Below are 13,852 nucleotides of genomic sequence, written 5' to 3' on the forward strand. Positions count from 1 at the left end.
GTAATTGAAAAATAATTTATTTATCTGCAAAAATTATAACTATTTTTTAGTGATAAAAATTATAAGAAAATATTATGCTTAATTATAATATAGTTTTAGAAAATTCTAATGTTTTACTTCGACCAATAAAATCGGTTGATTTTTACAGTTTTAAAGAAATTACGAATGAACAAAAACTTTGGTATTACTTTGCAAGCGATTTATCAAATTTAGAAGAATTAAAAAATTGGGTCGAAACTGCCGTAAATGATTTACAAAACAAAACTCGCATACCATTTACAATAATTTACAAACCAGAAAATAGAATAATTGGCTCAACAAGTTTTGGAAACTTTTCTCAAAGAGATTTAAGAATTGAAATTGGCTGGACGTGGATTTCAAAAGAGTTTCAAGGAAAAACAATAAATGATCAAGTAAAATTTCTTATGCTGAAATATTGTTTTGAAGAATTAAATCTTACTCGTGTTGAATTTAAAACTGATGTTTTAAATGTTCATGCAAGAATTGCATTAAAAAGAATTGGCGCAGTTGAAGAAGGAATTTTAAGAAGTCATATGTTAATGACAAATAATAGAAGACGCGATTCAATTTACTATAGCGTTCTTAAAGATGAGTGGCAAAAATTAAAAGAATTATCATTAAAATTTGGAGAAATAAAATGATTTCAATATCAAAAAAAATTTTAACAAATAGTTTTAATATTTTTATTCTTATTTTATTTGTAACAGTAAACTCATGCTCTTCAAGTAAGAATGATTCTGATAATTGGATAAGTTTATTTAACGGTAAAGATTTATCCGGATGGAAAATTAAATTTGCCGGACATGAGTTAAATGATAATTATAAAAATACATTTCAAGTAAAAGATGGAATTTTAAAAGTTTCTTATAATGAATACCAAAATTTTGATAACAAATTCGGACATATTTTTTTCAATAAAAAATTCTCAAATTATATAATTCGTGTTGAATACAGATTTGTAGGTAGCCAAGTTGCTGGCGGACCAGAATGGGCAATTAGAAATAATGGAATTATGCTTCATTGCCAATCTCCGGAAAGCATGAGTAAAAATCAAAATTTTCCGGTTTCTATTGAAGCACAAATGCTTGGTGGAAACGGAGTTGACGAAAGATCAACTGGAAATGTTTGTACTCCAGGAACTAATATTGTAATGAAGAAAAATTTAATAACAAACCATTGCACCGGTTCAAATTCCGCAACTTATCATGGTGATCAATGGATAACGATGGAAGTTGAAGTTCATGGAAACGGAAATATTAAACATTTTGTAAATGGTAAATTGGTTATGGAATATGAAAAACCGCAATTAGATCCGAGCGATCCGGATGCTCAAAAAATAATTCCTAAGGATAATAATCTAATGTTGAGTGAAGGATATATTGCGCTTCAAGCAGAAAGTCATCCAACGGAATTCAGAAAAATTGAAATTCTGGAATTAGAATAATTTTATAAATCATGAAACACTTAAATGATTTATTATTATTAGGAAATCCAAAGTTATATGAAATTTCTTTGCCGATAGAAAAATCAGAATTGCATTTAGTAAAATTTTGGGTTGATGAACTTCACAATGTTATGTCGGAAATTCGTGTAAAATATAATTTCGGAAGAGCAATTGCCGCTCCACAGATTGGCATAATGAAAAGATTAATATATATGAATATTGATAAACCGACTGTTATAATAAATCCCGAATTTACTTATTTAAGTGATGAGATGTTTGAACTTTGGGATGATTGTATGAGTTTTCCAAATTTATTAGTGAAAGTAAAAAGACATAAAGAATGTAAAATTAGATTTCTTGATGATAATTGGAATATTGTTGAACTTAGTCTACAAAATGATTTATCCGAATTGTTACAACATGAATATGATCATCTTGATGGAATTTTAGCAACAATGCGCGCAATTGATAATAAATCATTTAAGTGGCGTTAAATATTTTACAAAATTAAATTTTCTTTACATGATAAATATTATACGAACAACAGCAGATAATCCAGACTTTAAAATATTATTTGAACTGCTAAATTCTGAACTTAGAGAAAGATATATTGATCAGGAAATAAAATTTGCACCACATAATTTATTAGATAAGAATGTTAAAATCGTAATAATATATGTAGACAATATTCCAACTGCTTGCGGTGCATTTCGGGAAAATGTGGAAAATAGTACAATAGAAGTTAAAAGAATGTTTGTCTTAAAATCAAACAGATCAAAAGGTTATGGAAGAAAAATTCTAAATGAATTAGAAAAATGGGCAGCTGAATTAAGTTACAAATTTGCAATTTTGGAAACCGGAAATAATCAACCGGAAGCAATTAAACTCTATCAAAATATGGGATACGAGCAAATTCCAAATTTCCCTCCTTATGAAAATATTCCAGAAAGCATCTGTATGAAAAAAAAATTGATTTAAATCAAAAACTTTGGAAACTACTATTGACAAAATAGTTTCCATGTATTATATTGGAAACTAAAAATACAATAATAGTTTCTATAGGTTATGGAAGAAAAAGAAAAAATAGTTTCATTCTCAAAAGATAAATTTCTATCTGATGGATTTTACAAAATCACAATGGATGAAATTGCAAGCGGATTGAGGATGAGTAAAAAAACTATTTACAAATATTTCGCTTCAAAAGAAATTCTTGTGGATGCAGCCGTAAAGTTTTTCCAATCACTTGTACAAAAGAAAATAGAAGATATAATAAAAAGTGATTGCAACTCAATATTGAAAATTAAAAAATTAACAAATTTATTTGCTGAACTTTCTTTGAAAATTAATAATAAAATGATGGATGATTTAAAAAGTTTTCGTCCGGATTTGTGGCAAAATATTGATGAATTTAGAACTCGTAATATTGAAAAAATCTGGAAAAATATTTTTGAACAAGGGAAAAAAGAAGGCTACATTGTTGATTATCCAAGTGAAATAATGGTTCACGTAATTCTTGCCTCAATGCAAAAAATAATTAATCCGGCTTTTTTAATAAATCATAATCTATCAATTAGTCAAGCATTTGAAATTACTTTTGGAATGCTTATTAACGGAATTTTAACAGAAAGTGGAAAAAAAATTTATAAAAAAATTGAGAAGGAAAATAAATTATGAAAAAAGTAGAATTACTCATTCCTCTTCTATTTTCAATTCTAATTATAAGCTGTGGTGATAACAGTGATGAAAATTTAATTAAAGCTACCGGAACAATTGAAGCAACATTTGTAACGCTTAGCGCAAAAGTTTCCGGTGAAATTTTGGAAATTTATTTTGATGAGGGAACAAAAGTAAATATAGGTGATACTATTTTAAAAATAGATAACGAAACTCTCCAACTACAGCTTTTGCAAGCTTCGGCTTTACGACAAAGTGCTGAAGCTCAATTTCAGTTATTAAAAAATGGTTCGCGCAAAGAAGATATTCTTCAAGCGCAGTCTATGTTCAATCAAGCAGAAATTAGTTTGAACCAAGCAGAAAAAGATAAAGCAAGAATGCAAAGTTTACTTGAATCAAATTCAATAACTAAAAAACAATTTGAAGATATTGAAACGAAATTTGAAATTGTAAAATCACAATATTCTGCAGCAAAAGAAAATTTAAGTAAAATTAAAAATATTGCTAGACCCGAAGAATTAAAGCGTACTGAAGCTTCATTAAATCAAGCAATTGCGAATGAAAAAATAATTCAGAAGAATATAAATGATTGTTATGTAGTTTCTCCAATAAATGGATTTGTTGTAGAACAATTTTATGAGAAAGGTGAAACTGTTGCACCAATGTCATCAATTTTGAAAATAGCAGATTTAGAAAAAGTGAATTTGGATATTTATGTAAATGAATTGGAATTACCAAAAGTTAAGCTAAACCAAAAAGTAGATGTTTTTATTGATGCTTATGACGATAAAACTTTTTCTGGAAAAGTAGTTTATATTTCTCCGGAATCTGAGTTTACACCAAAAAATATTCAAACGCCGGATGAACGAACAAAGTTGGTTTACAAAGTTAAAGTAGAAATTAATAATCCAAATTTTGAATTAAAAAGCGGAATGCCCGCGGATGCGGAAATAAAATTGCAAAATTAACAAGATTGCAAGATTTCAAAATTAAAAGAGACAGAAATGAAAATAAAACAATTTGAAGATTTGAAAGTGTGGCAAAGTTCAAGAGAGTTTATAAACAGAATTTATAAATTGACTTCAAATGATAGTTTTAAAAAAGATTTTGGATTGAAAGATCAAATTCAAAGAGCAGCTGTTTCTATTATGAATAATATTGCCGAAGGTTTTGAAAGAGATAATAATAAAGAATTTATTCGATTTCTAATTTATTCAAAAGGATCAGCCGGAGAAGTTAGAAGCTTATTATACATTGCTTCTGATCTAAACTACATTTCGAAAGATGAATTTTCTGAATGCTATAATCTTTCAATTGATATTATTACGCAATTAGCAAATTTTATTAAATATTTAACTAAATCTGAATAATAACATGAATTTTGTAATCTTGATATTTTGCAATCTTGGAATCATGTAATTGAAATGAGTACAATTATAAACATATCCTCTTTCAGTAAATCCTACGGAACAATAAACGCCGTTAACAATATTTCATTTTCTGTTAACAAAGGAGAAATGTTTGGTTTGGTTGGTCCGGATGGTGCCGGAAAAACAACAACAATAAGAACATTATGCGGATTATTAAAATCGGATAATGGAAATATTTCATTGTTGAATTTAGATATTCAGAAAAACAAAAAAGAAATTCAAAATAATATTGGTTACCTATCGCAAAAATTTAGTTTGTACGAAGATTTAACAATTGATGAAAACATAGAATTTTTCGCAGAAATTCATAACGTTAAAAATTATAAAAACAGAAGAAACGAACTTTTGGAATTTACTCGATTGATAGATTTTCGAAATCGTCAAGCTGGAAGACTTTCCGGAGGGATGAAGCAAAAACTGGCATTGGCTTGCAGCTTAATTCACAAACCTAAAATATTATTTTTAGATGAACCAACAACTGGAGTTGACCCGGTTTCACGGAGAGATTTTTGGAAAATACTTTCTAATTTGCTTAAAGAAGAAATCACAATTTTTATGTCAACACCTTATTTAGACGAAGCCGAACGTTGCAATAGAGTTGCACTAATGAACAATGGCAAAATAATTGCGCTGGATTCTCCTCAAAATGTTAAAGAATCAATAAATAAAAAAGTGGTTGAAATTGTTTGCGATGATGTACGAATTGCAGCAAAATTAATCAAAGATAATTTGGGAATGGATGTACAACTTTTTGGTGATAGAATAAATACAATTGTTAATAATGACGATGAGGATTATAAAAAGTTAGAAAAATTGTTGACTGAAAATAATTTTAAAATAACTGATCACAGAACAAACATTCCATCTTTGGAGAATGTTTTTATTCATTTAGTAAACAATGAAAATTTATTGAGCTCAAAATGAAAAATATAATTTTTATTACAATCTTAATTTCATCTTTTAATTTACTTGCGCAGACTGATTCATATTCTCTGCAAGAAATTATTCAATTAGGAATTCAAAACAGTAAAACATTAAAAATTTCTGATGCAAAATTACTTTCAGCTTCAGCAAAAGTTAATGAAATTAATTCGCAAAGATTTCCGCAGTTAAAATTTAATGCATCCTATATGCGATTGAGCGATGTTCCTCCTTTTGAAATTTCTATGTCGTTTTTACCAAATCCAATTAGAATTCAAGATGCAATTTTAAATTCATATAATTTCAAACTATCATTGCAGCAGCCAATATTCACGGGCTTTAAGTTGTCCTCGTTAAATTCTGCCGCAAATTATAATTTAGAATCTTCCGAATTGGAATATTCGAAAGAAATAAATGAAGAAACATTTAAAATAATTTCAGCATTTTGGAATGTTTACAAAATTGATAATGCAAATAAAATTCTTGAAGAAAATTTAAAGAGCTTAGAATCTCATATAAATGATTCGCGTAATTTTTTAGAAAATGATTTAATCACAAAAAATGATTTATTGAAATTAGAAGTTCAAAAATCTACCGTTGAATTAAAGAAAATTGAAGCTGAGAATTCTCTTGAAATTGCAAAAGCATTATTAAACAAAACAATTGGAAATGATTTATCAGATAAAATAGAAATTAAAACTGATGAAATTATTTTTAGAGAAATAAATTTGGATTTAAATAATTTATTAGACGAAGCAAAATCAAATCGACTTGAAATTCAATCATTATCAAAAAAATTATCAGCCGGTAAAGAACAATTAACAGCAAGCAAATCCGGATGGTATCCTTCAATATTTTTAATTTCTGATTTTTATTACAGCAGACCAAACCAAAGAATTTTTCCGCAGAAAGATCAGTTTGATGATACTTGGGATGTAGGAATTTCGCTTAGCTGGGACATTTGGAATTGGGGTTACAATTCTTCGCAATCTCAGCAAGCGGAAAGTAATTTAATTCAATTGGAAACAACTAAAGCACAAATTGAAGATGCAATTGAAATTGAAGTTTACAACGCATTCTTGCAATTTCAATCGGCAATAAAAAAAGTTGAACTAAATAAATTAACATTAGAACAAACAGAAGAAAATTATAGAATTACAAATGATAAATATTTAGTGCAGTTAGTTAGTTCAACGGATTTGATTGATGCAGAAACTTCTCTTTATTCGGCAAAAACTGAACTGTTAAATTCTTTAATTGACTACGAATTAGCAAAAATTAAATTAGATAAAGTTGTTGGGAAAAAAATCTATTAAAAAGGAGTTAGGAGTTAGTAGTTAGCCTTTTGTTCTTACTACTTTCTACTTATCACAAAAATGTTTTCAATAGAAGTAAATAACTTAAATAAAACTTTCGGCAAGTTTATTGCTGTGAACAATATTTCATTCAAAGTAAAAGAAGGTGAAATATTTGGATTTCTCGGTGCAAACGGTGCGGGAAAATCTACAACTATAAAAATGCTTTGCGGATTACTTGAGCAAACAAGCGGTGATGCGCTTATCGGTGGATACAGTATTAAAACTCAAGCTGATTTGGTTAAGAAAAATATTGGGTATATGTCGCAAAGATTTTCTCTTTATAACGATTTAACAATTGAAGAAAATATAAAATTCTTTGGCGGTGTTTATGGTTTAGAAGGCAAAGAATTAACTAACAGAATGCAATGGATTTTAAATACTGCAAATTTAATAGGTAAAGAAAATATTTTAACCGGCTCACTTCCTGGAGGAATAAAACAGCGATTGGCATTGGGTACGGCTGTAATTCATAAACCTAAAATAGTTTTTCTTGATGAACCAACTAGCGGTGTTGATCCAATTTCACGTAGATCTTTTTGGGAATTAATAAACGAACTTTCCGGAGAAGGAATTACGGTTTTAGTAACAACTCATTATTTGGAAGAAGCGGAATACTGCGGAAACATAATTTTGATAAACGCCGGAAACCTAATAGCAGAAGGCAATTCCAAAGTTTTGAAAACTAAGTACCTACAAAATCCAATTTATGAAATTAAATGTAATAATGTTGTTGATGCAATGGAGATTTTTGATAAATCCAATTTTGTTGATGAAACTTCGATTTTCGGAAATTCAATTCACTTAATAATGAATGAAAATTTTACAAATGAAAGTCTGATTTATAATGAATTAAAAAAGTTGCCTCAAATAAAAATTGAGAAAGTTGAGAAAATAGTTCCAACTTTAGAAGATGTGTTTATACACTTGCTGGAAAAGGATAAGAAGTGAGCATAAGAAGAATTTTTGCAATCACTAAAAAAGAATTTAAACATCTTTTCAGAGATATACGAATGTTATCAATTCTCCTTCTCTTCCCCATATTTTTATTGGTGGTTTTTGGTTACGCAGTAAATTTTGATGTGAAAAACATTAAGCTCGCAGTTTATGATCAGAACAATACTGAACTAAGCAGAGAATTTTATAACTCATTAATTTCATCTAATTATTTTCAAATATCACATTTCATAAATAGCGATAACGAAGTTAAAGATGTTCTTGATAAAAAAATTGCACAATGTGTTTTAATCATTCCCAAAAATTTTTCACAAAAATTCTATTCAAAAGAAAATGTAAAAGTTCAATTTCTTACTGATGGAGTTGATGGAAATACTGCAACAATAATTCAGAATTATGTCAATGGCGCAACAGCAAATTTTAATTCACAAAAAACAAACTACATTCTTTCTCAAAAAGGATTAAAATCTTATATGCCTTTTGATTTTCATCCAATATTTTGGTTTAATAAAGATCTTCAAACAACAAGATTTTTAATTCCCGGATTGATTGCAATGATACTTGTAATTGTTGCAGTAGTTAGTGTTTCACTTTCTTTAGTTCGTGAAAAAGAACGCGGAACTATTGAGCAAATTAATGTTTCGCCGATTAATATTATTGAGCTGCTATTAGGTAAGACTTTTCCTTACATTATTGTTGCATTGTTCAACGCAGTATTTATTTTGATATTTGGTTATTTACTTTTTAACGTAGAAATTAAAGGCAATTATTTTCTATTAGCATTTACAACTATTATATTTTTATTCACATCAACAAGTATTGGAATTTTTATTTCCACAATTTCAGATTCTCAACAAATTGCATTTACAATTGCTACAATGGTTTCGCTATTGCCTTCTGTAATTTTATCCGGTTTTATTTTTCCCATTGAAAGCATGCCGCCTTTTATTCAAATAATTACAAACATTACTCCGGCAAAATTCTTTATTCAAATTCTAAGAGCGATTATTTTGCGTGGTGTTGGCATTGAAGCAATTTGGGATCAGATTTTGTATTTATTAATGTTTGCGGGAATTCTACTTTCTCTTTCAAGTAAAATTTATTTGAAAAAGGAAAATTCATAATGAATATCATTTTAAATATTATCAAAAAAGAATTCTCTCAATTTAAACGCGATCCAAAAATGTTTGGAATTGTTTTAGTTGCACCAATTATCCAGCTTATATTTTTAGGATATGCCGCAACTATGGATGTAAACAATGTTCATATTTTGTTTTTAGATAAAGATAAAACTGAAGAAAGCCGCAATTTTATTGAGCGATTTGAAAGTTCCGGATTTTTTTCAATCGACTATTACGCAGAAAATTATGAGGAACTAACTGAACAAGTTAACAAAGCAAAAGTTCTTGTGGGATTTGTTATTCCCAATAATTTTTCTAAAAACATTAATAGAAATGAAACCGTAAAACTTCAAGCAATATTTGATGGTTCCGATGGAAATACAGCTTCAATTGCTGCGGGATATATAACAAAAATAATTTCCGAATATTCTCAAAATATTATAATGGATTACAGAGAAAAAAAAGGAATGAAAGTTTTACCGGTTGGACAAATTTCCGCAGAAGTTAGAACTTGGTATAATCCTTATTTGAAAACAAGATATTTTATGGTCCCGGCTATTGTTGGATTACTATTAAGTATAATTACATTAATTTTAACATCGCTTGCGGTTGTTAAGGAAAAAGAAATTGGAACTCTTGAACAAATAATTGTTACTCCAATAAAACCTTATCAATTAATTATCGGAAAACTTGTACCATTTACAATAATGGGATTTATTTCAGTAATCCTTGTTATTACAATGATGAATATTTTGTTTGGAATTCCGGTTAGAGGAAGTGTAACTTTTTTGCTTGTTGCATCATTCTTTTATATTCTTTCCACTTTGGGTTTGGGACTTTTTGTATCAACAATTTCAAAAACTCAACAGCAAGCTATGATGATAGCAATATTTGGAATAATGATGCCCATGGTTTATCTTTCCGGATTTGCATTTCCAATTGAAAACATGCCTAAAATTTTGCAATACATTAGTTATTTAATTCCTCTAAGATATTTTATTACAATTCTTCGCGGCGTTGTTTTAAAAGGAATTGGAATAGCCGACCTTTGGCAAGAAACTGCAATTTTATTTTTAATGGGAATTTTAATTTTGCTCTTGAGTTCTCTACGATTCAGAAAAAGATTGGATTAGAAGTAAATGAAAAGTTAAAAATCAAAATTTGCCGAATATCATTTTAAATACTATAACAAATCCACAAATTTCAACTAACCTTTAAATATTCTCTTATTTATTAAAATATATTCTGTGATTAATTAAGATTACCAATATCTTTAGAGTCATAATTTAGTTTGGAAAAACTTTGCAGTTTCTAACTCAAAGAAAAATATTATTTTTTTGGCTTCCACTTGCAGCAACTTGGCTTATGATGTCGTTGGAAGGTCCATTTCTTGCCGCAATAATTGCAAGACTAGTTGCTCCCAAATATAATTTAGCAGCTTATGGAGTTGCATTTTCATTCGCATTAATTATCGAAGCTCCGGTAATTATGATGATGAGTGCTTCCACTGCATTGGTTAAAGACTTTGCATCATTTAAAAAATTAAGAAATTTTAATTTCTTTGTAAGCGGAATAATTACAATTTTCATGTTGATAATTTTAATTCCTTCATTTTTTAATTTTATCGCAATTGATTTAATTTCTCTTGATTCTGAAGTTGCCAAATTAACATACAAAGCATTTTTTATTTTATTGCCTTGGCCCGGAGCAATTGGTTATCGCCGATTTTACCAAGGAATAATGATTAGAAATAATCTCACAAAACGAGTTGCTTTCGGCACCGTTATAAGATTGATGATGATGTCTTTATCGGCAATATTGTTATATAATTTTACAAATTTGGAAGGCGCAATTGTCGGAACTTTTTCGCTATCCGTTGCAGTTGTTTCCGAAGCAATTGCTAGCAGATTTATGTCGAATAATATTTTAGTAAAAATTAAAAATGACAATTTTATTTCCGAAGAAAAATTATCATACAAAGGAATATTTAATTTTTATTATCCACTTGCGTTAACATCTTTTATTGGATTGGGTGTTCATCCGATGGTTACATTTTTTATTGGTCAAAGTCGAATGTCTTTGGAATCTCTCGCAGTTCTTCCCGTAATAAATTCTTTGGTGTTCATTTTCAGAAGTTTAGGATTATCTTATCAAGAAGTTGTAATTGCTTTAATTGGAGAAAAAGGTGAACACTATTCATCAATAATTATTTTTGCAAAAAAGTTAGCATTCTTTTTAGCGCTTGGATTAATTACAATTTCAATAACTCCTATTTCTCAATTTTGGTTTAGCACAATCTCCGGTTTATCAAATGATCTCACAGCATTTACAAAAATTCCAACAATAATTATTTCAATAATGCCGGCTTTTACTGTTTTTATAACTTTGCAGCGTGCACTACTGGTTGCTTCTAAAAATACAACACCTATTACATTTGCAACAATTATTGAAGTTACAATAATAATTGTCACACTTTTTGTTTCAATAAAAATATTTGATTTAACCGGAATTACATCTTCAATGATAGCTTTTATAGTTGGACGAATTTGTGCGGTAATTTTTCTTCATTTTCCTTATAAAAATATTGTTAACAAATTTTCAATGAAAGTTTAATTTACGAAATGCTAATCCATTAGTATTTAATATAAAGATACTTTCTTTTCAAAAGATAGCATCTTATTAAAGTTATGAATTAATTACCAATTTAAAACCTATTCCGTGAACATTAACAATTTCTAATGATTCATCTTCCTTTAGATAATTTCTCAATTTTGTAATGTAAACATCCATACTGCGAGAAGTAAAATAATTATCATTTCTCCAAATTAACGGGAGTGCTCTTTCCCTTTCCACAGTTTGATTAACATTTTCACAAAGTAATTTTAATAGTTCATTTTCTTTTGAAGTTAGAGAAACTGAATTACTTTTTAAACTCAATAATCTCTTTTGATAATCAAATAAGTATTTTCCTATTTGATAAACTTCATCAGTATTTGACAAATTTATTGATCTTCTTAACACTGCATTAATTCTTAAAATTAATTCTTCAGTATTAAACGGTTTTGTAATATAATCATCTGCTCCAATATTGAAGCCTTCAATTTTATCTTTCAACATTGATTTTGCAGTTAAAAATATTACCGGAATATTTTTATTTATTGCTCTAATTTCTTTTGCGAGTGTAAATCCATCTTTTCTCGGCATCATAACATCTAAAATGCATAAGTTAAATTTGATTTTCTTAAATGCTTCAATACCCTCTTCACCATTTTTGTAAAGTTCAACTTCATATTTTTTTAGTGATAAATATTCACTCAAAATATTTCCCAAGTTTATATCGTCTTCAACTAATAATATTTTATACTTTTTCATCAATTTATTTTTGGCAAATTAATTATAAATTTGGATCCCTTATTTTTTTCACTTTCAAGAATTATTTTTCCTAAATGAGCTTCAATTATTTTTTTTACTGTGCTTAGTCCAATTCCATTACCTTTTACGTCGTGAATATTTCCGGTAGGAATTCTATAAAAAGTATCAAAAATTTTATTATGATATTTTTTATCAATCCCAATTCCATTATCCTCAATTACAATTTCAAAAGTTGAATTGCTGTTCATTGTAGAAATTTTAATTTCGGGATTTCCAACATTATATTTTATTGCATTATCAATTAAGTTGCTTATTGCGTTTGTGATTTGAAGTTTATCAACTGATAAATTTGTATCGGTTGCCTTTAAATCATAAATAATTTTTCCAAATTTTTTGTCAATTGGTAATTCATATTTTTCACTAACTTCAAAAATTATTTTGTGAATATCTTCATTTGTTTTGTTTAGTTCAAACTTGCTGTTTTCCAATTCTGCGGATGATAAAATTGTTTCCACCATATTTGTTAGTCGCTGCGATTCATTTTTAATTATTGCAGAATATTTTTTTGTATCAATATCCGGTTCTTCATTTATTACATCAGCCGCCAAGCTAATTGTGGATATTGGAGTTTTAAATTCGTGAGTAATATTATTTAATAAATCATTTTTTACTTCTGTTATTTTCTTTTGTCGTATCAACATTTTAATTGTTAAATAAAATAGAATAATAATTAAAAACGTAAGAATTACTGAGATTAAAAGTATCCACCAAATTGATTTGAATAAAAATACATTACGGTTTTTAAAATCGATCACAAGAAAATTCTGACTTTTAATAAAATCATTTGGGAAAAGTTTGATTCTGTAATTTGATTTAAGAATATCATTTTTATCAAAAATATTTTTCGATAAAATTATGCTGTCGTTATTTATTACTCCAAAACCATAATTGCTTTTTATGCCATATTTTATTAGCTCATCGTTTAATAGAGAATCAATTTTGGACTCATCAATTCTTTTTAAAATATTATCAGATTTTTCCACAAACACAAGCTCATCAAAAACATTTTCAATAATTTTGGTTTTTTTATGTATTAAAGTATCAAGATTTTCATTCCACACAATTGTTTCTTGGATTGTACTGTCTCCTTTGTGCTCAATATTTTTCACAACTTTCATAGTTGTAAAATCCGAATCATTTTTCCCGGAAACATTAATTGATAAAACGTTACTATCATTTGTGTTAAAAACCATTACATTATTTTTAATAAATTCTTTTTGCTTTATTTTTTTTTCTACTCTTTTATCAATATATGTTTTATTTAATTTTTTAGGAGAAATTGTTCTAACTAAAACTTTTGCCGCTTCTCTATCTTCAATTGATTTTACCAAATCGCTCAAAGCATTTCCCACATTTTTGTTAAATTTTTCTTCTTCAAGTTTCAGAGCAAGATTGATCCAATAAAATTGAATTGCAATTAATCCAATAACAGCAAAGGTTATAAAGGCAATAATTATTTTTAACGATTTTTCTTTCATGCTGTAAAATTATTGTTAA

The 13,852-nt window shown here is 27.8% G+C and carries 15 protein-coding genes; 13 read left to right on the plus strand and 2 right to left on the minus strand.

Annotation, left to right across the window (positions count from 1 at the left end):
- The first annotated feature begins 74 nt into the window (after positions 1 to 74).
- From IPM32_03545 to IPM32_03605, 13 genes are all read left to right on the plus strand, one after another.
- Complete coding sequence (locus IPM32_03545) at positions 75 to 662, plus strand: GNAT family N-acetyltransferase (GenBank protein MBK8944325.1); 588 nt, start codon at positions 75 to 77, stop codon at positions 660 to 662.
- The gene (locus IPM32_03550; GenBank protein MBK8944326.1) at positions 659 to 1,465 is read left to right on the plus strand and encodes a DUF1080 domain-containing protein; all 807 of its coding nucleotides are present in this window, start codon (positions 659 to 661) and stop codon (positions 1,463 to 1,465) included. The genes IPM32_03545 and IPM32_03550 overlap by 4 nt, the downstream gene beginning before the upstream one ends.
- Positions 1,466 to 1,476: 11 nt before the next feature.
- Positions 1,477 to 1,959, plus strand: coding sequence for a peptide deformylase (locus IPM32_03555; protein MBK8944327.1), 483 nt, complete (start codon positions 1,477 to 1,479; stop codon positions 1,957 to 1,959).
- Positions 1,931 to 2,443 (plus strand): GNAT family N-acetyltransferase, encoded by a 513-nt coding sequence (locus tag IPM32_03560; protein ID MBK8944328.1) that lies wholly within the window; start codon positions 1,931 to 1,933, stop codon positions 2,441 to 2,443. The genes IPM32_03555 and IPM32_03560 overlap by 29 nt, the downstream gene beginning before the upstream one ends.
- Positions 2,444 to 2,530: 87 nt before the next feature.
- Positions 2,531 to 3,139 carry a TetR/AcrR family transcriptional regulator gene (locus IPM32_03565; GenBank protein MBK8944329.1) on the plus strand — a complete coding sequence of 203 codons (609 nt, stop codon included), beginning with the start codon at positions 2,531 to 2,533 and terminating at the stop codon, positions 3,137 to 3,139.
- The gene (locus tag IPM32_03570) at positions 3,136 to 4,107 is read left to right on the plus strand and encodes an efflux RND transporter periplasmic adaptor subunit (protein ID MBK8944330.1); all 972 of its coding nucleotides are present in this window, start codon (positions 3,136 to 3,138) and stop codon (positions 4,105 to 4,107) included. Before IPM32_03565 ends, IPM32_03570 begins: the two co-directional genes overlap by 4 nt.
- A 36-nt stretch (positions 4,108 to 4,143) precedes the next feature.
- A complete protein-coding gene (locus tag IPM32_03575) occupies positions 4,144 to 4,509 on the plus strand; it encodes a four helix bundle protein (GenBank protein MBK8944331.1) in 366 nt (121 codons plus the stop codon).
- A 54-nt stretch (positions 4,510 to 4,563) separates the two neighbouring features.
- Positions 4,564 to 5,493: an ABC transporter ATP-binding protein gene (locus IPM32_03580; protein ID MBK8944332.1), complete on the plus strand. Its 930-nt coding sequence runs from the start codon at positions 4,564 to 4,566 to the stop codon at positions 5,491 to 5,493.
- Positions 5,490 to 6,806 carry a TolC family protein gene (locus IPM32_03585; GenBank protein MBK8944333.1) on the plus strand — a complete coding sequence of 439 codons (1,317 nt, stop codon included), beginning with the start codon at positions 5,490 to 5,492 and terminating at the stop codon, positions 6,804 to 6,806. The genes IPM32_03580 and IPM32_03585 overlap by 4 nt, the downstream gene beginning before the upstream one ends.
- A gap of 60 nt (positions 6,807 to 6,866) precedes the next feature.
- A complete protein-coding gene (locus IPM32_03590) occupies positions 6,867 to 7,796 on the plus strand; it encodes an ABC transporter ATP-binding protein (GenBank protein MBK8944334.1) in 930 nt (309 codons plus the stop codon).
- A gap of 62 nt (positions 7,797 to 7,858) precedes the next feature.
- Positions 7,859 to 8,926: an ABC transporter permease gene (locus IPM32_03595; GenBank protein MBK8944335.1), complete on the plus strand. Its 1,068-nt coding sequence runs from the start codon at positions 7,859 to 7,861 to the stop codon at positions 8,924 to 8,926.
- Entirely contained in the window at positions 8,926 to 10,056 is a 1,131-nt protein-coding gene (locus tag IPM32_03600; protein MBK8944336.1) for an ABC transporter permease, read from the plus strand. The genes IPM32_03595 and IPM32_03600 overlap by 1 nt, the downstream gene beginning before the upstream one ends.
- 169 nt (positions 10,057 to 10,225) lie before the next feature.
- Positions 10,226 to 11,536: a hypothetical protein gene (locus tag IPM32_03605; GenBank protein MBK8944337.1), complete on the plus strand. Its 1,311-nt coding sequence runs from the start codon at positions 10,226 to 10,228 to the stop codon at positions 11,534 to 11,536.
- Between the two features lie 72 nt (positions 11,537 to 11,608).
- Here IPM32_03605 and IPM32_03610 read toward each other — a convergent pair whose 3' ends face one another.
- Positions 11,609 to 12,298 carry a response regulator transcription factor gene (locus tag IPM32_03610; GenBank protein MBK8944338.1) on the minus strand — a complete coding sequence of 230 codons (690 nt, stop codon included), beginning with the start codon at positions 12,296 to 12,298 and terminating at the stop codon, positions 11,609 to 11,611.
- The gene (locus IPM32_03615) at positions 12,295 to 13,833 is read right to left on the minus strand and encodes a HAMP domain-containing histidine kinase (GenBank protein ID MBK8944339.1); all 1,539 of its coding nucleotides are present in this window, start codon (positions 13,831 to 13,833) and stop codon (positions 12,295 to 12,297) included. The genes IPM32_03610 and IPM32_03615 overlap by 4 nt, the downstream gene beginning before the upstream one ends.
- Positions 13,834 to 13,852: the final 19 nt, after the last annotated feature.

This window comes from Ignavibacteriota bacterium, from assembly GCA_016716225.1.
In the GTDB taxonomy this organism is placed as follows: domain Bacteria; phylum Bacteroidota; class Ignavibacteria; order Ignavibacteriales; family Melioribacteraceae.